A 21563-nucleotide genomic window follows, 5' to 3' on the forward strand; every position below is an offset into this window, starting at 1 on the left:
TGTGCGCGGCCTGTCAGCACCGCCGTCCACGCTGTCCGCCATGAACGCATTCGAAGCCGAAGGGCTGGTCAAACGCTTCGGCAAGGCCACGGCCCTGGCCGGCATCAACCTGTCGGCCCGCCAAGGCACCGTCCTGGGCGTCCTGGGCCCCAACGGCGCCGGCAAGACCACCGCCGTACGCATCCTGGCCACCCTGCTGCGCGCCGACGCCGGCCACGCCCGCGTCAGCGGCGTCGACGTCGCACGCCACCCCGCCCGCGTACGCCGCATGATCGGCCTGACCGGCCAATACGCCTCGGTCGACGAGGACCTGACCGGCACCGAGAACCTGGTCCTCATCGGCCGGCTGCTCGACCTGCGCGCAGGTGAGGCCAAGGCCAGAGCGGCGCAACTGCTGAGCGACTTCGGCCTGGCAGAGGCCGCCGACCGGCGCGCCTCCACCTACTCCGGCGGCATGCGCCGCCGCCTGGACCTGGCCGCCAGCCTGGTCGGCCGGCCCGACGTGATCTTCCTGGACGAGCCCACGACCGGCCTGGACCCCGCCAAGCGCGAAGACGTCTGGAACATCATCCGCCGCCTGGTCACCGATGGCGTCACCGTCCTGCTGACCACCCAGTACCTGGAGGAGGCCGACGCGCTGGCCGACGACATCTCCGTCATCGACCACGGCAAGGTCATCGCGCACGGCACCCCGGCCGAGCTCAAGCACGTCGTCGGCGGCCAGACCGTACTCGTGCGGCCCGCCGACCGCGGCAGACTGCGAGAGACCGCCGAGATCATCTCCTCCGTCGCCGGCCGCCCCGCCGAATCACCCGGCCGCGACGTGACCACCGTGCCCGTCGAGGGCGACGCCGCCTTCACCGAGATCGTGGCGCGACTGCACACCGCCGGCATCGCGGTCACCGAACTGTCACTGCGCCTGCCCAGCCTCGACGAGGTCTTCTTCACCCTGACCGGCCACCACGCGGACCAGGAGAACGCGGCATGACCCTCACCACCGAACGCACCGCGGCCCCCGCCCGCCTGGAGCGGCGCCCCTTCGGCCTGGTCCGCCACAGCCTCGCCCTGGCCGGGCGCAGCGTCGTCAAGACCCTGCGCACCCCCGAACAGCTCATCGACGTCACCCTGCAGCCGATCCTCTTCCTGATCATCTATGTCTTCCTCCTGGGCGGCGCCGTGTCCGGCTCGACCGAGGAGTACCTGCAGTTCCTGCTGCCCGCGATCATGGTGCAGACGGTGATGTTCGGCGGCATGGCCACCGGCGTCAACCTCAACACCGACATCAAGAAGGGCGTCTTCGACCGGTTCCGCAGCCTGCCGATCGCCCGCTCGGCGCCGCTGATCGGATCGGTGCTGGGCGATCTGATCCGCTATGTGGTGGCGATCGTGGTGTTGATGGGGACGGGGGCCGCGCTGGGCTTCAGGGTCCGGACCGGGCTGGTGCCCACGCTGGCCGCCTGCCTGTTGACGATCTTCTTCTCGTTCTGCCTGAGCTGGGCGTTCGTGCTGCTGGGGGTGCTGATGCGAGAGCCCGGCGCGGTGCAGGGCACCTCGTTCGTGGTGCTGTTCCCGCTGACGTTCGGCACCAGCATGATCACCCCCAAGGACACGCTGCCCGGCTGGTTGCAGGCCTGGCTGGAGGTGAACCCGGTCAACCACGCGATGGAGGCGGCACGGGCACTGATGCTCGGCGGCCCGACCGCCGCCTCGGTGGTGTGGACGGTCACGTCGGGGCTGGTGTTCCTGGCGATCTTCGCGCCGCTGGCCGTCGCCGCCTACCGGCGCCGCGCCTGAGACATCTGTGGTGCGGCGCCTGGTGTTCTGAAGCTCACCACGCGGGTCGGCGCACCGGCGGCGGCCGGTTCCGGCCGTTATGAGGGCGGGGCCGGTCCCGGCCGTTTTGAGGGCGCGGCCGGGGCGCGTACCAGCTTCAGGGCGGCGGGCCGGTCCAGGCCCCGGCCCGCCGCGTAGGCGGCGTCATAGGTGTCGCCGAGCTCGGCGCGCAGCCACGCGGACAGGCGCGCCACATCGGGGTTGAACGCGTCGGGCGCGCCGCGCAGCTGCTCGGCCGCACCCAGCGTCTGGGCCGCGGCCGCCGCATCGCCGCCGAGCACCCGCGACTCCGCCACCGCCACCCCCACCCGGGCCAGCACCGGCATGTCCTTGGCCGACAGACTCAGCTCGGCGGCCTGGCCGATGTGCCGCTCGGCCGCCACCTGATCGCCCACCGCCAGCGCCAGATGCGCCCATCCGATCAGCACCAGCGCCCGGAACTGCGGCACGATCGAGGGCGACTGCTCCATCGTCGTCGCCGACAGCTCATACTCACGCGCGGCCGTGTCGAGATCGCCTTCCAGCCGCGCCAGGTCGCCGAGCCCGGCGTGGGCGAAGGCGGCGTTGCGCGCCGACTGTTCGCGGTGCGGCTGCTCCGTCATGGCGCGCAACTCGGCGCGCGCCCGCTCCACCTCGCCGCTGCGGATGCGGATCGTGGCCTGCCACACCTGGTGGCCGGGGTCGAGATCGGGATTGAGCTGCAGCATCAACGCCGTGGCCTCCTGGATCGAGGCGAGCGCGTCATCGAAGTCGCCGAACATCGCGTGCGCCTCGGCCAGCGACATCAGCGTCATCGCCAGCCCCCACCGCTCACCCACCGCCCGCAGCTCGGCGGCGGAGGCGATCAGGTCCTGGCGTGAGCCGCCCATGTCACCGTCGTTCTCCTTGATGGCGGCCCGAACCATCAGCAGCATCCCGCGAGCCCACGGATCGGGATGGAACAGACGCCGCTCGACCTCCCGCAGCCCCAGCGCCTTGTCATCGGTGAACAACGCCACCGCCGGCCCGATCATCGCCAGCACCGGGTGACCCGGCTCCCGCTCCGCCAGCTCGGCGAGGCGGCGCAGCTCCCGCACATCCGACTCCACCATGGAGTCATCACCGCCCAGCGCGCCGTTGATGAGCAACGTCGCCGAGACGATCAGCCTGGCCTGCCACGGCGCCACCCCCGGCACGTCCAGCGCCAGGTTCATCCAGCCCACCGATTCCTGCCGGTTGCCGCGGATCGTCCAGAACACGCCCATCGCCGCCGCCAGCCGTACCGCGGTGTCGGCGTCGCCGCGGCCGACGGCGAAGTGCAGCGCGGCCAGCAGGTTGTCATGCTCGGCCAGCAGCCGCGCGATCCAGGTGAGCTGCTCCCGCCCGCGCAGATACGGCTCAGCCAGCTCGGCCAGCCGCAGGAAGTAGGCCGCGTGCCCGGCACGGGCCGGGCCGAGCCGCCCGGTCTCGGCCAGGCGTTCCAGGCCGTACTCCCTGATCGTCTCCAGCATGCGGTAACGGCCACCGCCAGCCGCCTGCAGCAGCGACTTGTCCAGCAAGGCCGCGACCAGGTCGAGGGTCCCGCCCAGATGCTCGGCGGCGGCCAGATCGAACCCGCCCGCGAACACCGCCAGCCGCTCGGCCAGCCGCCGCTCCGGCTCCTCCAGCAGATCCCAGCTCCACGCCACGACCGCGCGCAGCGTCTGATGCCGGGGCAGCGCCGTACGGCTGCCTCCGGTCAGCAGCACGAACCTGTCATCCAGGCGTACGGCCAGCTCCTCCAAACTCAACGCGCGCAACCGAGCCGCGGCCAGCTCGATGGCCAGCGGCAGCCCGTCAAGCCGGCGGCAGACCTCCCGCACCAGCCCCTGATCCAGCACCAGCCCCGGACACGCCGCCGCCACCCGATCGGCGAACAACTCCACCGCCGGCACGACCGGCAGCGGCGGGACCGCGCTGACGACCTCGCCCACGATGCCCAGAGGCTCGCGGCTGGTGGCCAGCACGCGCAGCCGCGGGCAGCGGCCGAGCAGCTCTTCGGCCAGGCGGGCGGCGGCGTCGACGAGATGCTCGCAGTTGTCGAGCACCAGCAGCACCCGGCCCGCCGACAGGGCCTCGACGAGCCGCTCGAGGGTGTCGGTCGGCGCGGCGGGACCGGCCGGCATCGGCGCACGCCCGAGCGCGGCCAACGCCGCCTGCGGCACGTCGGCCGGATCACTGACGGGCGCCAGCTCCACCAGCCACACCGCACTCGGCCCCTCGTACGCCGGCTGTCCGCCGAGGCTCGCGGGGCCGCTGTTGTACGCCGGCCCGCTGTTGTACATCCGCCGCGGATACCCTTCGCCGTACGCCGGGCCCGCCTGCCCCTCGTACGTCGGCCGTCCAGCTTGTCCCTCGTACGTCGGCCGTCCATCCGGTCTCTCGTACGTCGGCCGTCCATCTCGGCCCGCATGCCCTGGGCGTCCGCCCATGCCGTCGTGCCCGCCCACGTCATCGTGCCTGTCGCGGCCGTCACCGTGCGGGGAGCCGTTGTCAGGGCTGCCTCGGTGGCCGGCCTCGTTCAGGAGGGCGGTGGCGATCGTGGTGGCGAGCCTGGTCTTGCCGGCGCCGCCCGGGCCGACGAGCGTCACCAGGCGGCTCCGTCCCAGCTGGGCGCGTACCTGGGCGATCTCGGCGGCGCGGCCGACGAAGCTGGTGAGCGGGGTCCGCAGGTTGGTGCGCGGACGGCTGACGGGATCGGCTCGTAACAGCTTCAGGTGGATCTCCCGCAGCTCCGGGCCCGGGTCGGCACCCAGCTCGTCGGCCAGCCCCCGCCGGAAGTGCTCGTACGCGACCAGCGCCTCGGCTCGGCGTCCGGCGGCGTGCAGCGCCTTGAGTCGGGTGGCGTGCAGCCGCTCGCGCAGAGGATGACGCGCCGTCAGCTCACCGAGCTCCGCCAACAGCCCGCCCAACTCTCCATCCCCCCGCCCGCCTCCGTCCGCACCCCCGCCTCTGTCCGCGCCTTCTGCTGTGCCTCCAAAGCCCGCCGCCGCGCTCTCGCCCGTCGCGCTCTCGCCCCCTCCCGTGGCCGAGCCACGTCCCGACGTTCCTCCGGTTGCGGTGGTCGGGGTGGTCGGGGTGGTCGGGGTGGTCGGGGTGGTCGGGGTGGTCGCGCCGAGCGTAGGGCCGCTTGGGTGTGTCGTATCGTCCGTTGAGCCGCCGGTCCGTGCGGTCGGCGTGGCTTGAGGGGTGCGGTCCCGGCCGGGCCGGTCGTAGGTCGTGCTGACCTTGGTAACGCGGTCCCGTGTGGTGCTGCCCGGGGTGATATCAGTGGTGCGGTCCTGGTCAGGGTGGTCTCGGGTGGCGCCGTTGGGGGACGGGTTCGTGGGGACCGTGCCTTCCTGCGTGAAGCGTGTCAGGTCGGCCTCCGCGCGGTCCTCGATGGCCGTCAGCCGGGCCTCCTCAAGGCGTACCGCGTAGCCGATCGCGAAGGGGGCCGTCGCGACCTCGCCCAGTGCTGGGCCGCGCCACAGGGCCAGCGCCTCGCTCAGCAGTCTGGCCGTGGCCGCCGGGTCGCTTTCGCGTCGCGCCTGCGCCGTCAGCCGGTCGAACTCCCGTACGTCCGTGACAGCGTCAAGCCGGTAGCCGCCGGGTACCAGGGCCAGCGCCGACGGATCCGGCAGGGCTCGCCGTAGCCGGGAGACCAGCGACTGCAGCGCGTTGGCCGGGTCGGTGGGCCGCTCGTCCGGCCACAACGCCTCGGCCAGTTCCTCGACGGCGACGGTGCGCCCGGCCGACAGCGCCAGCCGTACCAGCAGCAAACGTAGCCGGGCGCCGCTGATGGCGGCGGACTCGACTTCCAGCGGCCCCAGGATTGCCACACGCACACGCCCATGCTGCCACCTCGACCGCCGTTCCCTCGCCGCCACGACTCCCGCCAAGAGCGCACCGCTTGGGACCGCCCGCAAAGGCGCGGTCCCAAGCGGGCGAGCGGCCTTGGCGCCGGCGTTCGAGGGCCTCAGCCGCCGTCGGCGACACCCTTGGGCTGACCGGCCACTCCCCGGCCGACGCCCGGGGGAGCGCCCCTCCGAGGGCAAGCCCCATACGCACGGGCCCATACGCACGGGCCCACACGAACTGGCCCACACGAACTGGCCCACACGAACTGGCCCACACGAACTGGCCCACACGAACTGGCCCAGCCGGAGGGGCCCAACCGGACGAGCTCCAGCGAGGTCGGCTGAGCGTGACCGAGCAGTGCGGTCAGGCGTGCCAGTCCGTCACGCCGCCGGGGACGGGCGCGTCCGGGTCGTACGGGTCGCGGGTGAAGATGAAGGTGTTGATGTCGAGGTGATCGGCCGCCACCCGCAGCGTCTCGCCGGCGTAGTAGCCGTCCAGCCCCAGCCAGGTCCCGTCGTCCTGCGGCACGAACCGGGACGCCCGGCCCGCGCCGCCCACCGGCGTCAGTGCCAGGCCGCCGTCGGGCAGCAGCCGCAGCGAGTACGGCTTGGGCCCCCAGTGCCACAGCCCGGTCAGCGCCAGTAGGGCGGGGTCGGCGGGGGCGGGGCGCCATTGCCGCGGCAGGCGGGGTTCGTGTTCGTCGAGGATGTCCAGCAGGTCGGTGAGCAGGGTGTAGGTGAGGCCGCTGGTGGTGTTGGCCATGAACAGCACCCCCACCTGGTCGGCCGGGTCGGCCCAGACGGTGGCCAGGAAGCCGGGCATGGACCCGGTGTGACCGGCCAGGCGGCGGCCGGCGTGCCGGGTCAGTTGCAGGCCGAGCCCGTACCCGGAGGTCCAGGCGTCGCCGTCGTCGACGGTGGCGGGCTCGCGCATCTCGGCGAGGGTGGCGGGGGACAGGACGCCGCCGGTGTCACCGGCCACGAACGCCGCCCAGCGGGCCAGGTCGGCGGTCGTGGACCACAGCTGCCCGGCGGGCGCCATGGCGGCGGCGTCGTGTTCGGGCTCGGGCAGCACCACGTCGGCCCACGGGTGGACGGCGTACCCGGTGGCGTGCGGGGCGCGCGGCCGCTCGGTGGTGGCCGTCATGCCGAGCGGATCGAGAACCTCCTGCTGTACGGCCCGCAGCCAGGGCACGCCGCGCAGCCGGGTGATCAGCTCGCCGAGCAGGGCGAAGCCGAGGTTGGAGTAGTGGAAGCGGCGGCCGGGCCGGTGCTTGGTGTGCTCCGGCCCGAGCAGGGCGAGCAGTTCGTCGGACGGCAGGCCGGCAGTGCGTTCCCACCAGCTGGTGGGCGGCTCGGCGGTCAGGCCGCCGGTGTGGGAGAGCAGCTGCGCGATGTTCACCTCGCCGAACGGGGTGTCCGGCAGGTGTTTGGCCAGGGGGTCGAGCAGGTCGAGGCGGCCTTCGTCGCGCAGCCGCATGACGACGGTGGCGACCATGCTCTTGGTGATCGAGCCGAGCCGGTACTGGGTGTCCACGGTGGGCACCCTGCTGTCACCCTCACCAGCGGAGTCGTGGAAGCCGCGCGCGCCGAACCAGGCCAGCCTCCCCTCCCGTACGATCGCAGCCGTCAGCGACGGCACCCTGCACTCGGCCTGTTCGACGGCCAGCCTGCGCAGCAGCGCCCGCGCCGTCGTCTCACCCACCTGATTCATGGACGCCAAGCGTAGCCGTCAGATCGGCACCAGTTCCGGCCCTATCAGCTCGCCCTGGTGCGGCTGCGGGTGGGCCTGGTCGTGGTAGTAGTGGCCGGCGTACCAGACGACGACGTTGGCGCCGTCGATGCTCTCGCCGTCGAGGAAACGTCCGAGGGCGGCGCGGTCCCGCGGGCCGGGGTTGCCGTCTTCCAGTTCGGCCGGGTGGTGACGCAGGAACCACAGGTCGGAGACCCCGTAGGCGTCGGCGGTGTCGTCGAAGGGGCCGGGGTGGATCTGGTAGCCGCGGCCTGAGGACTTGTCGCGTACCTGCCAGTAGCGGCCGGGGGCGCGGCGGCGGGTGGTCTCGCGGATGATGGGCACCGGGTCGGGGATGATCGGCCCCTGGTCGATCTGCTCGATGACGTCGTTGGCGGCGCCTTCGATGTCGAAGTCGAAGCGCCAGTAGGCGTGGTGGCGGTGCACCATGCAGGTCATCGGGTTGGCGGTGGCGGCGAAGCCGAAGCGGGGCCGGATGGTGCCGTCGTCGCCGAGCCGCCAGTCGCTGGCGTAGCGGTACCAGCCGGCCTGTATCTCGCTCACGATGCGCAGTTCGTCGCCGTCGTGGTGGAAGGCGACGCCCTGGAAGCCGCCGGAGTCGCTGTCGGGCCGTTCGAGGATGGTACGCGGCGGCCTGTCGCACAGCCGCCAGCCCCACCCGACCGGGTCGGTGCCGCCGGCCGAGAAGCGGGTCTCGGTGGAGGCGTCGTCGCGGAAGGTGGTGCCGTGCTCGTACTCGACGTTCAGGATGGGTACGTGCGCCTGGCGCAGCACCAGCCGGCCCCGGTAGCGGACCTCGCGCAGTTCCACGCCCGATCCGACGCCGGGGTTCTGCGGGGCGGAGGCGCGCGGCCGTACGACCAGCAGGTTCCACAGCTCGGTGGCGCCGCTCAGGACGCGTACCCGCACCTGGTCGGGGCCGCCGCGGTCGGCCAGGGGGTCGATGCCTTCGGGGACGGTGTGCTCGCAGTCGTGGTGCATGCGCACGTCGATGCCCGCCGGGGTCCAGTCGACGGTGTGGGCGGCGGTGTCGACCGCGACGATGCGGTGGCGTACCCCGGTGGGCTCGTTCGGGGTGTAGATGCCGAGGGTGGGACGGCGCACGGTGGTGCCGTCGGGGTTTTCCAGGTCGGCCAGCGGCGGCATGGGCCGGTAGACGATCGCGTCGCCGTCCGCCGGGAAGTGGGGGTCGGCGCGCAGGATGGCGGCGGCCTCGACCAGTTCGTCGTGGCTGGGCGGCGGCCGGTGGGCGCTGGGCCGGATCTCGGCGCGTTCGGGCCGGTCGAGGGTGCCGCGCAGTTCGACGGCGCGGTTGCCCACCGCATCGAAGACGGTGGCGCGGAAGGGGGCGTTCTCGCCGGGGTCGTGGCCGAGCGCGGCGGCGGGGCCGATGGTCAGCCGGTCGGGATCGGCGACCTCCAGCGCGGACAGCACGCCCGGGTGACGGGCCACGGCTTGGCGCAGTTGCTCGGCGCTCAGCCCGGCGCGGGGGACGGCCTCGATGATGACGCGTACGTCGTCGCTCATGCATGGGTCATACAGGGTGGCGGACGCGGCCGGAAGGCCCAGAAGCTCAGCGGGGCAGGCGCGCCTGGAGGGTCCGGAAGCTCAGCGGGACGGGCGCGGGTGGGCGGTCCGAAGGCTCAGCGGGACGGCGTGCGGTCGAAGGCGTCCAGGATGACGTCGGTGGCGTCGAGGCCGCGGGCGGTGGCGCCCAGCCGCTGCACACGCAGGGGTCCCGGCCAGGTGTGGCCGCCGCCCTTGACCGTGTACAGGCCTACCGACACGCCGTCGCGGCAGGTTTTCCAGCCGCGCAGCCGTACCTGGGAGGACACGGCGGAGGTGGTGCGGCCGGTGCAGCCCAGCACGCGCGCCCAGGCGTCGACGACCTGCTCGACGGGCTTGAGGACGACCATGTCGGCCAGGACGCGCAGCCGGCCGGAGGAGCTCTGCAAGGGGTGGCCGCCCTGGTAGGGGACGATGTCGTCGGCGGTGCCGTGGAAGGCGATGATCGTGGTCGGCACGGCCTCGGCGCAGGGCTGGACGATGTTGATCCCGGCCACGGGCGCGATCGCGGCCAGGCGGCCGTTCATGGCGCAGATCAGGCCGGTGGACATGCCGGCGCCGTAGGACATGCCGGCGGCGAACTCGCGACGCCGCTCGGCGCACAGTCGTTGTTCGAGGTGGTCGAGCAGCGCGGTGAGGAAGCCGGTGTCGTCGGGGCCGTAGGTGTGCGGCAGCGTCCAGCCGAGCCGGCCCTCGGCGGCCTGCGGGGTGGCCACGATGTAGCCGCGCCGCGACCCGGCCTCGGGCAGGCGGCTGTAGGCGGCCTGCTGGGCGGCGCTGGAGCCGAGGCCGTGCAGATTGAGCAGGACCGGATGCGGGCCGCGGCCCTTGGGCACCGACAGCAGGTAGCGGCGTTTGAGGCCGCCGAACGTCAGGGTGTGGCTGCCCGGCCCGAGCCGGGCGCTCTTGGAGCAGCCGCCGGCGGAGGGCGACGCGGGCGGCGAGGAGACGGGAGCCGAGGAGACGGGGGCGGCGGTGCAACCGGCCAGCAGCAGCACCAGCATGATCACGCGTTTGAGCATCGCGCCTCCCGGGTCGGCGGCAGAAAGTCCCCCTCGTAGTGTCCCTGCTCGTTTCCTTCACGCGGACGGCCCCGGTCGGCGAGCGACCGGGGCCGGAGACTGCGGAACGTCAGTCGGCGCAGATGGCGAAGACGCTGATGCCGACGTCGTTGTAGCCGATCTGGCGGCCGAGTGCGATCCAGCCGCGGCCGTCATCGGTGGGGAACGAGCCGACCAGGATCGCGCCGTTGCCGCGGGCTTCGGCGCCGCCGCCCAGGACCTTCTTGGCGCCGGGGCAGTAGAGGGTGCGGCGCTGGAAGTTGGGCACGTTCGCGTTGGGCAGCGTCACGAGCTGGTAGCCGGGCGGCAGCGCGTGAACCGCGGCCGCGGGTGCGGCGTTGGCGGGAGCGGAGGTGGCGTTGGCCGCGGTGACGGCGGTGGCCGTCGTCAGGCATGCGCCGGTGAGGAGGACGGCCAGGGCGAGGGACTTCTTGTGCATCGCTCTCCTTACGTTGTTCCCCGGCTCACCGCCGTCCGCGGGCAGCGTGAAGCCACTCGCGGGGTAGAAGTGATCGGGGAGACAGAGGGCTTACACGAAGAGTATCCATACCACTACCGTGAGTGTCGATGGGGAATCATGTTCGAGATGCGGACGCCTCGCAAGCGGCAGGCGGCGCGGCGCCGTTCGTGGCGTGGCGGCACGGACAGTGCCGGGATTGCTCTTTGGTCGCATTCCGGGTTTCGATCGAGTAAATCCTGCGTATCTTCTGCCGTCGGCACGGGCTTCCCGTCCATGGAAAGAGGGCTGCGAAATGATGACCACCATGGTGGGAGCGGCCTTCCGGGGCTAAGGTATCCCGCAGCGATGATGGGGGTTCCGGGGCAATTCACGAAGGCCCGCGTGTGCGGGTCCCGGCCGGTCGCCTGCCGCTTCCTGGTTCACGGAAGGGCAAGGCGGATCTTCATCCCCGACCTGGAGAAAGGCTTTTGCGCGTGAGTCCAATGCCGTCCGGCAAGGCGCTCCCGGTGGGAGGATTCCTCCTGTCCGCCGCGGGCATGAGTGCGATCGTCTGGCAGATGCTGGCGGTCACATTTCCTGACGGGGATCCGGAAAAGGCACGCCAGGCAGCGCAGTTGTTACGGCAGTTGGCGACGCGGGTGGATGCCAGCGAGGAAACGGCCATAGGCGCCGCGAACAGCCTTGGGCAACATAATCTGGGCGCCGGCGTCACTGCCTTCGAAAAATATTTCTGGACCGAGATCGCCCCTTACCCGGTGCGATTGTCGGCGTATTTGCGCGGACTGGCCGACGCGGTGGACGACTACGCCGACATGCTGGCCCAAGTCCAGCACGCACTCCATTCGATGGCGATCACCCAATGGCTGGAACTGCTGATGTTCTTCTGCTGGCCGGCGATCGACAAGAAGGTCCGGCTTTTCATCGACTGGGCGGAGCGCAAAGCGCAGGCGCGACTGCTGACGAAGATATTCGAGCATGCCGTGGGAAAGCGGCTCCTGTACGCCACCGGGGGCACTACCGCCTACACGGTCCTCGACCAGTTGATCGTCGACGGGGTCAAGGGGGCGAGGGGCGAGGACATGGGGTCGTGGGGCGACCGCGGCGAGTACATGCTGAAGAACTTCGCGGCGTGCATGGTCTTCTACAACGTGGACCCGGCCAACTTCGGGAAACTCTTCTACAAAGCGGACCCGGCCAATGTCGGGAAAACCGTCATCAGGTACCTGCCGCAGAACGAGGCGGCAAGGAACGCCGTCGTGTTCATGACCGGATCCACCGTCTTCAGCTTGACGGGAAATGTGCTCAACAACCCCGGTGCCGTGGTCGATGACCCCAAGAGCCTCCTGCCCACGTGGCAGCAGATGCTCGCCAAACTTACGGTGGCAGGAGGCCAGGACCAGTTCAGGCGCTGGCAGGGCTACTATCCGTCGACTCCGGGCAAGTAGCTCGTCGACATCCGGTGGGGGATCGTCAGAAGGAGACCGGCCGCTCAGCCCTGTTCCCGGCTGAAGCGCCGGGCCTCCTCCGCGAACGGTGACAAGCCGCCCATCATCATCTCGCTCATCTGCCTGGCCGCGTCCGTCGCGGCGTCGTTCGCGGCGGCGAGAACGGCTTCCGCCAGGGCCTCCGAGCCGAGCCTGAGCGCACGAGGGTTGATTTTCAGGCCGCTCAGCGCCCCGCTCGGCAGCACCTCGACCTCCACCTCACCATTCGCCGACTCGCCTCTGCCGCGAAGAGCGTTGAGGTTCTCCTGCAGTGCCTCCAGGGGCCGGGTTTCGGCCTGAAACTCGGCCAGGAGCCGGTTGATCTCGGCGTCGACAATGGGAATGCCGTCATCAGGTGTGGTCATCAGAGCTCCAACAGGTGTGCGTACGTCAGGAACTGATAGTGCCGTCCGTCGGCGAGAACTTGGGCGGGTCGGACACCTTCGGCAGGGCTTGGACGGTGGCCCAGTTCGCGATGTCGACGGCGGTTTTCATGCTGGCCAGCTTGTCGGCGATCTCCGAATATACGGCGCCGAGTTTTCCGGTGTAGTCGCCGGCTTTCTCGAGCCCTTTGGAGTAGCCCTCTCTGAACCTTTTTCCCGCCTCGTCGGTGCCGGCGAAGTCGCCCAGCCCGGCGAGGTCGTCGAGAATCTTGCGGGCGTCCCGCAAGAGGTCGGTGTGCTCGTCGTTGAACGCGCCGACCACGTTCTTGAAGTTGGTCTTGTCGGTGAGTGTCTCCGGCTGACCGGAACTGCCGCTGCCAGGCCCTTCCGGCGTCGGGAGGGGATAGTGCGGCGCCGATGGCCGAGCCGTGGGAGGCATCTGCTGCCCTGGCGCGCTGGGGGACGTCGAGGGCGACGGGCTCCCCGGCTGAGTGGGCGTGTCGGAGGGCGAGGGGCTCGGCGACGAAGAGGGAGATCCGGACGGAGACGGGCTCGCGGACGGAGACGGCGAGTCAGAAGGCGACGGACTGCCCGACGGAGACGGCGAGTCAGAAGGCGACGGACTGCCCGACGGAGACGGCGAGTCGGAGGGCGAGGGGCTTGCCGACGAGGTCGGTGACTCCGAGGGTGACGGACTCGTCGGCGAAGGATCAGGAGATGGGCTGGGCGAAGAGGTGACCGTGGGCGACGGGGATGGGGTGGTGGAATCCGCCGGAGGCATGACGTTCTCCTTATCGGTGCTGCCGGTCACATGGTCGCGAGCGCAGGACAGCGGTCACCCTACGCACCCGATCACATTTCGGACGGTCGTCGAAGTGTCCCAGACCCGACCGGCCCGCGCTGGTCGGGAATCTGGATCAGCCCTTGTAGTTGAAGACCTGGCGCAGCGTGTGCTGAACGGTGACAAGGTCCTTCTGATCTTCCATGACCTGGTCGATCGACTTGTAGGCCTCCGGATGCTCGTCCACCAGAGCCCCGGCGCGGTCGGCGTTCCAGGTGCGGTCGCCCATCGCCTCGGTGAGCGAGGCGGCGGTGAGCTTCTTGCGCGCCTCGGTACGCGACATGCGCCGTCCCGCGCCGTGGGAGCAGGAGTTGTAGGAGGCGGTGGAGCCCAGGCCGGTCACGATGTAGGAGCGGGTGCCCATGGAGCCGGGGATGATGCCCTCGTCGCCGCTGGCGGCCTTGATCGCTCCCTTGCGGGTGATCCACATGTCGCGGCCGTGGTGGCGCTCCATCTGGGTGAAGTTGTGGTGGGCGTTGATCGTGCGCAACGCGCTACCGTGCCCGACGACCTGGAACAGGGAGGCGACCAGCACCTCGGCCATGCGGGCGCGTGAGGCCATGGCGTAGCGCTGGGCCCACAGCATGTCCTCGATGTAGGCGGTGAAGTGCGGCGTGCCCTGCACGAGGTAGGCCAGGTCCGGGTCCTCCAGCTCGATGAACCACTGCTTCATCAGCTTCTTGGCCTGGCTGATGTGCTTGGTCGCGAGCTGGTTGCCGATGCCGCGCGAGCCGGAGTGCAGCACCGTCCACACGTGATCGCGTTCGTCCAGGCAGACCTCGACGAAGTGGTTGCCGGAGCCGAGCGTGCCGAACTGCGCGATGACCGTGTGCTCCTGCTTGCCCGTCAGCGAGGTGCTGGGCGTGCCGATCGCCTGGAGCGAGGCGTCGGTGGACGGGTCGTCATGGCCTTGCCCGACGCCCGCCGGAATGCGCTGCTCGATGAGCGGCATGAGCGAGGCCAGGGTGTCGGGCAGGTCCGCGGCGGTCAGGTCGGTCTCGGTGGCGACCATGCCGCAGCCGATGTCCACGCCCACGGCCGAGGGGATGATCGCGCCCTGGGTGGGGATGACCGAGCCGACGGTGGCGCCCATGCCGACGTGGGCGTCGGGCATCAGCGCGACGTGGCCGGGGACGAACGGCAGGCGGGCGGCGCGGGCGGCTTGTTCGATGGTGCCCGGCTCGATGTCGCTCGCCCAGGAGATGAGGCCCGGCGCTACTCGCTGCGGCATGAGGGACCGCCCTTCTGCTTGATGATCTCGTAGCAGCGTATGGGACGGCAGTGTGGTGATCGCTACTGATTTGTCAGAAGACGCCAGACTCAGGAAGCAGCTCCTCCAGCCGCCACGTGCCCGCGCTCCCGGCGGCAAATCTCATACTCACCCTCCGTGATATTGAGATTACGCCAAAATGGCGGACGAGATTGCCGCAAAAGGGCATGGCGAGGGAGCCGTTCGTGAAACGTTTCCGTGAATGGTTGCGCAGGGATCCCGCTTGGTCGAGCGTGTGCCTGGGGCTTGGGCGACTCCTGGTCGCCATCGTGGGGGTCGTCGTGAGCGGAGCCGCACTGGGACGCGACTACTTCAACATCCTGGCCGAGCCGCCTCCATCGGTGTCCCCGACGCCCTCGATATCAATCCCACAGCCCCGGCCGACGCCGACCAAGACGGCAGACGGCCGAAAGACGAAGCCGGCAACAGCTCCGACTTCCGAAGGATCGGTGCCGGAAGCACTGGTGGGCCACTGGACCGGCAGGGGCAACCAGTACGCCTATGACAGCTACACCCACGAGGTGGATGTGACGCTGACCGCCGCTGCGGAGTTCCGGCTGAGTTTCGCCGGCGGCGCCACCAATGACGAGGGCGTTTTCGAGGCAGACAGCCGCACCATCGTCTTCCAGGGCCGTACCAGTTCCTATGCATGGCAATGGCGACTGTCGACGTACGCGGGAAAGAAGAAGCTGACCATCGTCAACACCGGCGGCGGGCAGTATGTGCTGTACAAGCAGTGACGTAGCGCACGACGGATATTGGCGGCTGGGTGTGCTCGAGCACGAGTAACCAGGCGCTCGAAGATGTAATCCCGAGCCGCGAACCATTCCGGATCCCGGGGCTGGAAAGCCTGGCGTGTCATCGCGCATGCCTGCCAGATCGAGATGGCGACCGCTGTCCAGCGGGAAAAGCAATCCAGGGCAGCAGCCGGTCATTAGCAGGACATACAGCGAGGATTTTCCTGCACCGCCGGTAAAACCGCCCTGCCGGCCGAACAACGCGCCCGGCGAGTTGCGGCCGTCAATTTGTCCACCGGGCACGTACGCGGCTCGTGCGGCCTCTTCCGCGGAGAGGGCGTCTCGGCGAGCTCGCGCTCCAGCGGGACCCGGCCGGGGCGAGCGGACCACTCGGCGGCTCCCATGCTGCTCTACTCTGGCCCGGGAACTGTCGGAAGTGAGGTTTGGGTGAAGCCTGGCGCGGATGGTCCACTCGCTGCGCATATCGATGCGGTCCTGGAACGCATCACGTATGCGAATGAGGAGACCGGCTACACGATCGCGCGGGTGGCCACCGACCGGTCGGGCGCCGAGCTGCTGACCGTGGTAGGACCGCTGCTGGGCGCGCAGGTCGGCGAGTCGCTGCGGCTGAGCGGCCGCTGGACCTCCCATCCCAAGTACGGCAAGCAGTTCGAGGTGTGGTCGTATGCCACCGTGCTGCCGGCCACCGTCCAGGGCATCCGCCGTTACCTGGGCTCCGGCCTGATCAAGGGCATCGGGCCGAAGATGGCCGAGCGGATCGTCGACCACTTCGGCACCGCCACGCTGGAGGTCATCGAGCAGGCGCCCGAGCGGCTGGTGGAGGTGCCGGGCCTGGGCCCCAAGCGGACCAAGCTGATCGCCGCCGCCTGGGAGGAGCAGAAGATCATCAAAGAGGTGATGATCTTCCTGCAGGGGGTCGGCGTGTCCACCTCGATCGCGGTGCGCATCTTCAAGGAGTACGGCGAGGGCTCCATCTCCGTCGTCAAGAGCCGGCCGTACCAGCTGGCCGACGACGTGTGGGGCATCGGCTTCAAGACCGCCGACACCATCGCCCAGGCGGTCGGCATCCCCCATGACAGTCCCGAGCGCGTCAAGGCCGGGCTGCGCTACACCCTGTCCCAGGCCGCCGACGACGGCCACTGCTACCTGCCCGCACCCAACCTCATCGGCGACGCCGTCAAGATCCTCGAAGTGCCCGCCGCCCTGGTCGCCGACTGCCTGGAGGAGCTGGTCGGCGAACAGGGCGTGGTACGCGAGGAGATCCCGGCCGGCGACAACATCGTGCCGGCGGTCTACCTGGTGCCTTTCCACCGCGCCGAGCTGTCGCTGGCCTCGGCGCTGCTGTCGCTGCTGCGCGGCGGGCACGACCGGCTGGCCGCCTTCGCCGAGGTCGACTGGGAGCGGGCCGAGCAGTGGCTGCGCGGCCAGACGGGCGCCGACCTGGCCACCGAGCAGCGCCAGGCCGTACGGCTGGCGCTGACGGAGAAGGTCGCGGTGCTGACCGGCGGGCCGGGCTGCGGCAAGAGCTTCACCGTGCGCTCCATCGTGACGCTGGCCCGCGCCAAACGGGCCAAGGTGATCCTGGCCGCGCCCACCGGCCGGGCCGCCAAGAGGCTCGCCGAGCTGACCGGCCACGAGGCCACCACCGTGCACCGGCTCCTGCAGCTGCGGCCCGGCGGGGATGCCACCTTCGACCGCGACAACCCCCTGGACGCCGACCTGGTGGTGGTGGACGAGGCGTCCATGCTCGACCTGCTGCTGGCCAACAAGCTCGTCAAGGCGGTCGCGCCCGGCGCCCACCTGCTGTTCGTGGGGGACGTGGACCAGCTGCCCTCGGTCGGCGCGGGCGAGGTGCTGAAGGACCTGCTGGCCGCCGAGGACATCCCCCGCGTACGGCTGACGCAGATCTTCCGCCAGGCCCAGGAGTCGGGCGTGGTGGTCAACGCCCACCGCGTCAACACCGGCCTTCACCCGAAGCTGGAGGGAATGACGGACTTCTTCCTGTTCCCGTGCGAGGAGCCGGAGGAGATCGCGGCGCTGACCGTCGACGTGGTGGCCCGGCGCATCCCGCGTAAGTTCGGCCTCAACCCGCGCCGCGACGTACAGGTGCTGGCCCCCATGCACCGCGGCGCCGCCGGGGCCGGCGCGCTCAACATCGCGCTGCAGGAGGCCCTGACCCCCTCGCGCGAGGACCTGCCCGAACGCCGCTACGGCGGGCGGGTCTTCCGCGTCGGCGACAAGGTCACCCAGCTGCGCAACAACTACGAAAAGGGCGCGGCGGGGGTGTTCAACGGCACCGTCGGCATCGTCGTCGACATCCGTCCCGACGAGCAGAAGCTGAGCGTCCTGACCGATGAGGACGAGCAGGTCGAGTACGCCTTCGACGAGCTCGACGAGCTCGCCCACGCCTACGCGGTCTCCATCCACCGCTCCCAGGGCAGCGAGTACCCGGCCGTGGTCATCCCCCTGGCCACCAGCTCCTGGATGATGCTGCAGCGCAACCTGCTCTACACCGCGATCACCCGGGCCAAGCGGCTGGTCGTCATCGTCGGGTCGCGGCGCGCGCTGGCGCAGGCCGTACGGACCAAGGGCGCCGGGCGGCGGCACACCAGCCTGACCCACCGCCTGGCCCAGCACTGAGGATTTTTCCTCTTTACCCCTGTGGCTCGCGGTTGACCTGGGGTTCTCAGCAACAAGTGATTTAAACGTTACCGAACTATCCCAAACTCATCCGCGTCTTACATGCAGGAGCATTAAGGTCTTTGGCATTGACTTTGCTGTTATGGGGGAGAGGACTGACTTGAACGTCACGCCCGGTTGGAGGATGCCCGTCGCGGGCATGGCCCTGCTCGCGGCCGCGGCACTGACCGCATCCTGCTCGAGCGCCCCCACCGCCGAGCGCAACGCCGAGGCGGCCAAGGCGACCATCTCGGCGACCCCCGAGGCGCCGACGATCAAGATCTCGCCCGCGGAAGGCAGCTCGAAGGTCAGTCCCGAGAAGAAGATCGTCGTGACCGCGGCCGGCGGCACCCTGGAAGAGGTCACGGCCGAAGGCGGCGGCAAGAGCGTCGAGGGCACCTTCAACGCCGACAAGACCAAATGGGTCTCCAAGGGCACGCTGCGCCCCTCCAGCTCGTACAACGTCAGTGCCAAGGCCGGCGTGACCAGCGCCGCCAGCACGTTCAAGACGCTCACGCCCGAGCGCGAACTGCAGGTCGCCGACGTCACGCCCAACGCCAAGGGGGAGACGGTCGGCGTGGGGGCGCCGATCATCGTCACCTTCAACCAGCCCGTCAGCGAGAAGGCCACCGTCGAGCGCGCCCTGGAGGTCGACGCGCAGAAGCCCGTCGACGGCGCCTGGCGGTGGATCAACGACACCACCGTCATCTACCGCACCGCCAAGTACTGGCCCGCCCACCAGAAGGTCACGTTCAACGCCCGCCTGGCCGGCGTCAAGGGCGGCAAGGGCCTGTACGGGGTCAAGGACTACGACACCTCCTTGAAGATCGGCGCCAGGGTGATCAGCAAGGTCGACACCAAGAAGCACATGATGTACGTCTACCGCGACGGCAAGCGCGTGCAGACGATGCGCATCAGCGCCGGCATGGCCACCACCCGCGAGTACACCACCACCTCCGGCGTCCACCTGACCATGGAGCGCGGCAACCCGGTCCGCATGATCTCGCCCGGCCGCAAGAAGGGCGACCCCGGCTACTACGACGTCATGATCAACCACGCCGTGCGGATCTCCAACTCCGGCGAGTACGTCCACGCCAAGGACAACGTCTGGGCGCAGGGCCGCTCCAACGTCAGCCACGGCTGCATCAACTCCCGCCCCGACCAGGCCCTGTGGTTCTACAACCACTTCCAGCGCGGCGACGTCGTCGACATCACCGGCACCACCCGCGAACTGGAGTGGAACAACGGCTGGGGCTTCTGGCAGCTGCCCTTCTCCAAGTGGAAGAAGGGCAGCGCCCTGTAGAAGCGGGTCACGATCGGGTGAGCCGGGCCTGCAAGCCGTCCAGAACGCGTTCGACGCCGTAGGCGAAGTTGTCCTCGCGCAGCCGCCGCGGGTCCTGGCCCTGTCGCGCGGCGTAGCCGTCGCGCAGCAGCGGATGCTCGCGCACGGCCTGCTCGGCGGCCGGTCGCAGACTCTCCAGCAGGTCCTGCTCGCTCTGGCCGCTGCGGGCGAGCAGGGCGAGGTAGGCCGCCTCGCTGAGGGTCATCCCGATGACGTAGGCGATGATCGTGTTCATGGCCTGGTCGGCCTCGGCGGGATCGAAACCCGCCGCCCGGAAGACGGCCAGCAGCCGCTCGGACTGCCGGGTCAGGTTCGGCCCGAGGTCGGCGAGCCCGACCTGGCCGAGCACCGACACCAGCCAGGGATGGCGCAGGATCATCGAGCGCAGGCTGTGGGCGCCGGCGGCGATGCCCGCCCGCCAGCCGGCCGCATCGCCGGCCTCGGGCACCCGCATCTCGCCGTAGACCTCGTCCACGACCAGTTCGATCAGCTCGTCCTTGTTGGCCACGTGCCGGTAGAGCGAGGTGGCCCCGGCGCCCAGCCGGGTCCCGAGGCTGCGCATGCTCAGGGCGTCGATGCCTTCGGCGTCCAGCAACTGGATGGCCTCGGCCACGATCCGTTCGCGGCTCAGCGCCGGCTGCTCCCGCTTGGCGCGCGGGCGGGCCCATACCGAGGGGATGGGGTGCTGGTCGGCTGGCATGCGGGGCCTCCTCTGCTTTCCGGCCACCGTAGCGTACATCGTGCGCTCCTGCGAACGAGCAGCCTTATGCGTACAGCGTTCGCAGCGGCCCTTCAGACGGCTATGGCGGGGGCCGCGCGGGCCGAACCGATGCCCCGATCCGCCTTGCCCAGCCGGAAGCGTACTTTGCCCTTCAGCACGGTCCCCGACTCCGCGAGCCCATCGGTCAGACCCTCACCCGGGAACACCGTGAACGTCCAGCGCTCGTTCGCCTCGCAGTCAGGCAGCTCACGGCCACCCTGCAGCACCCGGGCGCCCCACATCTGGCGGATCATCAACGCCCTGGTGTCGACGCCGCCCACCGTGAACGCCCGCGCGGCCCCGTTCACGATCTGCTCGTAGCTGCCCAGCGACGGCCCGGCCGCACCGGTGACCGTGACGACCATGGCCCACGGCCTGCCGGGCCGCACCCCGAGCACGCCGGCGGGCAGCCGCGCGTCGAACACGTCGGCGACGGCCGCACCGAGCTGGTCCCGCCTGGTGCCGGCCGCCATGGGCCGCCGCGTGTCGAGCCGGCCCGGATCCGGTACGAGCAGGACCCCGTACGTCGTCTCCTCGGCGAACCGCGCCGCGGCGAAGTGCTCGCCCAGGGCCGCCACGGCCTTCTCGGCGGCCTGCCACTGCCCGTCGGGAAAGGCGGTCGCCAGGTATCCGGCCGTCACGGCCGGCAGCCCGGCGGCCGTCACCGCCGAGGCCACCGACGGGCACCGCGTCCACCCCGACCCGGCCAGTCTCGCGATCTGCTCGGCCTTGAACGACATCTCGCCCCCCGGCTCCGAAAACGCTCCGACTCTAGTGGGCGTTCAGCCTGGATGGCTCACCCGCCGTACCTTGACCACGTTGTCCGTCCGTACGATCTCCTGCCCGTCGGGGCCGCTCTGGCTGCGCTCGTGCTCCTCGCTGAGCAGCACCTCCCACTGTCCCTGTGGCAGCTCCAGAGCCTCCAGCACCTCATCAGGGGTGGGAAAGCGCAGGTCGTGAGGGTGATCGTGCTCCCATGGCGGGAACCCCGCGTGGCCCACCACCAGCAGCACCCCGCCCGGCGCGACGGCCGCGGCGGCCGTCCTCAGGACCTTCTCGCGCGGCAGGTCCCCGTGAGAGTGCAGGAACTGCGCGGACACCAGCTCGAAGAGGCCGTCGGGGAACGAGGCCGCCAGGTCGTGCCGCTGCCAGTCGATCCGCTCGGCCACGCCCTCGCGCGCCGCGTGCCGGGCGGCCCGCTCCAGGGCGACGCCGGAGATGTCGACGGCGGTGACCCGCCACCCGCGCCGCGCCAGCCAGACGGCGTCGGCCCCTTCCCCGCATCCCAGATCCAGCGCCCTGCCCGGCTCCAGGTCGGCGGCCTCACGTACGAGGATGACGTTGGGGTTCCCGCTCCAGATCTGGTCGCCTTCACGGTAGCGAGCGTCCCAGAGCTCTGTGTCATCGGCCATCTGCGCATCCCTCCTCATGTTTACCGGGAATGCTCCACCCGTGCTCCCCGGTGAGGCAAATCCCTTTGCCGAACCCGCAAAGGAGCGCGTTTGCGCTGTGCGCG

Annotated in this window: 17 protein-coding genes; 6 read left to right on the forward strand and 11 right to left on the reverse strand. The window is 70.4% G+C overall.

Annotated elements, in window-relative coordinates:
* Positions 1-40: 40 nt before the first annotated feature.
* Positions 41-988 (forward strand): ATP-binding cassette domain-containing protein, encoded by a 948-nt coding sequence (locus tag ACGFNP_RS01350; protein ID WP_393313483.1) that lies wholly within the window; start codon positions 41-43, stop codon positions 986-988.
* A complete protein-coding gene (locus tag ACGFNP_RS01355) occupies positions 985-1794 on the forward strand; it encodes an ABC transporter permease (protein ID WP_393313486.1) in 810 nt (269 codons plus the stop codon). Before ACGFNP_RS01350 ends, ACGFNP_RS01355 begins: the two co-directional genes overlap by 4 nt.
* Before the next feature lie 77 nt (positions 1795-1871).
* Here the strand turns inward: ACGFNP_RS01355 and ACGFNP_RS01360 are convergent, their stop codons facing one another.
* The 5 genes from ACGFNP_RS01360 to ACGFNP_RS01380 all read right to left on the reverse strand — a co-directional run bounded on the left by ACGFNP_RS01360 (position 1872) and on the right by ACGFNP_RS01380 (position 10509).
* Positions 1872-5678, reverse strand: a complete 3807-nt coding sequence (locus ACGFNP_RS01360; RefSeq protein WP_393313489.1) for a BTAD domain-containing putative transcriptional regulator — start codon at positions 5676-5678, stop codon at positions 1872-1874.
* A gap of 376 nt (positions 5679-6054) precedes the next feature.
* Complete coding sequence (locus ACGFNP_RS01365; RefSeq protein ID WP_393313492.1) at positions 6055-7404, reverse strand: serine hydrolase domain-containing protein; 1350 nt, start codon at positions 7402-7404, stop codon at positions 6055-6057.
* Between the two features lie 18 nt (positions 7405-7422).
* Positions 7423-8970 (reverse strand): hypothetical protein, encoded by a 1548-nt coding sequence (locus tag ACGFNP_RS01370; protein WP_393313495.1) that lies wholly within the window; start codon positions 8968-8970, stop codon positions 7423-7425.
* A 116-nt stretch (positions 8971-9086) separates the two neighbouring features.
* Positions 9087-10031, reverse strand: coding sequence for an alpha/beta hydrolase family esterase (locus tag ACGFNP_RS01375; protein WP_393313498.1), 945 nt, complete (start codon positions 10029-10031; stop codon positions 9087-9089).
* 109 nt (positions 10032-10140) lie between these two features.
* A complete protein-coding gene (locus ACGFNP_RS01380; RefSeq protein ID WP_358333671.1) occupies positions 10141-10509 on the reverse strand; it encodes a hypothetical protein in 369 nt (122 codons plus the stop codon).
* Positions 10510-11036: 527 nt separating this feature from the next.
* Here ACGFNP_RS01380 and ACGFNP_RS01385 point away from each other — a divergent pair.
* Complete coding sequence (locus ACGFNP_RS01385) at positions 11037-11975, forward strand: hypothetical protein (RefSeq protein ID WP_393313501.1); 939 nt, start codon at positions 11037-11039, stop codon at positions 11973-11975.
* A gap of 44 nt (positions 11976-12019) precedes the next feature.
* On the opposite strand, the gene ACGFNP_RS01390 is transcribed toward ACGFNP_RS01385, so the two are convergent.
* The 3 genes from ACGFNP_RS01390 to ACGFNP_RS01400 form a co-directional block, all read right to left on the reverse strand.
* On the reverse strand, positions 12020-12379 hold the full coding sequence (locus ACGFNP_RS01390) for a YbaB/EbfC family nucleoid-associated protein (protein ID WP_358333677.1): 360 nt from the start codon (positions 12377-12379) through the stop codon (positions 12020-12022).
* A gap of 25 nt (positions 12380-12404) precedes the next feature.
* A complete protein-coding gene (locus tag ACGFNP_RS01395; protein ID WP_393313505.1) occupies positions 12405-12836 on the reverse strand; it encodes a hypothetical protein in 432 nt (143 codons plus the stop codon).
* A gap of 478 nt (positions 12837-13314) precedes the next feature.
* Positions 13315-14469, reverse strand: coding sequence for an RtcB family protein (locus ACGFNP_RS01400; RefSeq protein ID WP_358333683.1), 1155 nt, complete (start codon positions 14467-14469; stop codon positions 13315-13317).
* Positions 14470-14693: 224 nt separating this feature from the next.
* Between ACGFNP_RS01400 and ACGFNP_RS01405 the strand changes: the two genes are divergently transcribed.
* From ACGFNP_RS01405 to ACGFNP_RS01415, 3 genes are all read left to right on the forward strand, one after another.
* Complete coding sequence (locus tag ACGFNP_RS01405; protein WP_393313508.1) at positions 14694-15248, forward strand: hypothetical protein; 555 nt, start codon at positions 14694-14696, stop codon at positions 15246-15248.
* A 399-nt stretch (positions 15249-15647) separates the two neighbouring features.
* Complete coding sequence (locus ACGFNP_RS01410) at positions 15648-17906, forward strand: ATP-dependent RecD-like DNA helicase (protein WP_393313511.1); 2259 nt, start codon at positions 15648-15650, stop codon at positions 17904-17906.
* Between the two features lie 160 nt (positions 17907-18066).
* Positions 18067-19248: an Ig-like domain-containing protein gene (locus ACGFNP_RS01415; protein ID WP_393313514.1), complete on the forward strand. Its 1182-nt coding sequence runs from the start codon at positions 18067-18069 to the stop codon at positions 19246-19248.
* Positions 19249-19255: 7 nt separating this feature from the next.
* On the opposite strand, the gene ACGFNP_RS01420 is transcribed toward ACGFNP_RS01415, so the two are convergent.
* The 3 genes from ACGFNP_RS01420 to ACGFNP_RS01430 all read right to left on the reverse strand — a co-directional run bounded on the left by ACGFNP_RS01420 (position 19256) and on the right by ACGFNP_RS01430 (position 21459).
* Positions 19256-19987: a TetR/AcrR family transcriptional regulator gene (locus ACGFNP_RS01420; RefSeq protein ID WP_393313517.1), complete on the reverse strand. Its 732-nt coding sequence runs from the start codon at positions 19985-19987 to the stop codon at positions 19256-19258.
* Positions 19988-20079: 92 nt separating this feature from the next.
* Positions 20080-20787, reverse strand: coding sequence for a hypothetical protein (locus ACGFNP_RS01425; protein ID WP_393313520.1), 708 nt, complete (start codon positions 20785-20787; stop codon positions 20080-20082).
* Positions 20788-20829: 42 nt separating this feature from the next.
* Positions 20830-21459, reverse strand: coding sequence for a class I SAM-dependent methyltransferase (locus ACGFNP_RS01430; protein WP_358333702.1), 630 nt, complete (start codon positions 21457-21459; stop codon positions 20830-20832).
* Positions 21460-21563 lie beyond the last annotated feature (104 nt).

This window comes from Nonomuraea sp. NPDC049269 (assembly GCF_043197155.1).
Lineage (GTDB): Bacteria > Actinomycetota > Actinomycetes > Streptosporangiales > Streptosporangiaceae > Nonomuraea.

What these genes read in the sequence shown, in the direction of transcription:
- ACGFNP_RS01350 (WP_393313483.1), top strand. Translation starts at nt 41, where the DNA reads ATGAACGCATTCGAAGCCGAAGGGCTGGTCAAACGCTTCGGCAAGGCC.
- ACGFNP_RS01355 (WP_393313486.1), top strand. Translation starts at nt 985, where the DNA reads ATGACCCTCACCACCGAACGCACCGCGGCCCCCGCCCGCCTGGAGCGG.
- ACGFNP_RS01365 (WP_393313492.1), bottom strand. Translation starts at nt 7,404, where the DNA reads ATGAATCAGGTGGGTGAGACGACGGCGCGGGCGCTGCTGCGCAGGCTG.
- ACGFNP_RS01370 (WP_393313495.1), bottom strand. Translation starts at nt 8,970, where the DNA reads ATGAGCGACGACGTACGCGTCATCATCGAGGCCGTCCCCCGCGCCGGG.
- ACGFNP_RS01375 (WP_393313498.1), bottom strand. Translation starts at nt 10,031, where the DNA reads ATGCTCAAACGCGTGATCATGCTGGTGCTGCTGCTGGCCGGTTGCACC.
- ACGFNP_RS01380 (WP_358333671.1), bottom strand. Translation starts at nt 10,509, where the DNA reads ATGCACAAGAAGTCCCTCGCCCTGGCCGTCCTCCTCACCGGCGCATGC.
- ACGFNP_RS01390 (WP_358333677.1), bottom strand. Translation starts at nt 12,379, where the DNA reads ATGACCACACCTGATGACGGCATTCCCATTGTCGACGCCGAGATCAAC.
- ACGFNP_RS01395 (WP_393313505.1), bottom strand. Translation starts at nt 12,836, where the DNA reads ATGCCTCCCACGGCTCGGCCATCGGCGCCGCACTATCCCCTCCCGACG.
- ACGFNP_RS01400 (WP_358333683.1), bottom strand. Translation starts at nt 14,469, where the DNA reads ATGCCGCAGCGAGTAGCGCCGGGCCTCATCTCCTGGGCGAGCGACATC.
- ACGFNP_RS01410 (WP_393313511.1), top strand. Translation starts at nt 15,648, where the DNA reads ATGCTGCTCTACTCTGGCCCGGGAACTGTCGGAAGTGAGGTTTGGGTG.
- ACGFNP_RS01420 (WP_393313517.1), bottom strand. Translation starts at nt 19,987, where the DNA reads ATGCCAGCCGACCAGCACCCCATCCCCTCGGTATGGGCCCGCCCGCGC.
- ACGFNP_RS01425 (WP_393313520.1), bottom strand. Translation starts at nt 20,787, where the DNA reads ATGTCGTTCAAGGCCGAGCAGATCGCGAGACTGGCCGGGTCGGGGTGG.
- ACGFNP_RS01430 (WP_358333702.1), bottom strand. Translation starts at nt 21,459, where the DNA reads ATGGCCGATGACACAGAGCTCTGGGACGCTCGCTACCGTGAAGGCGAC.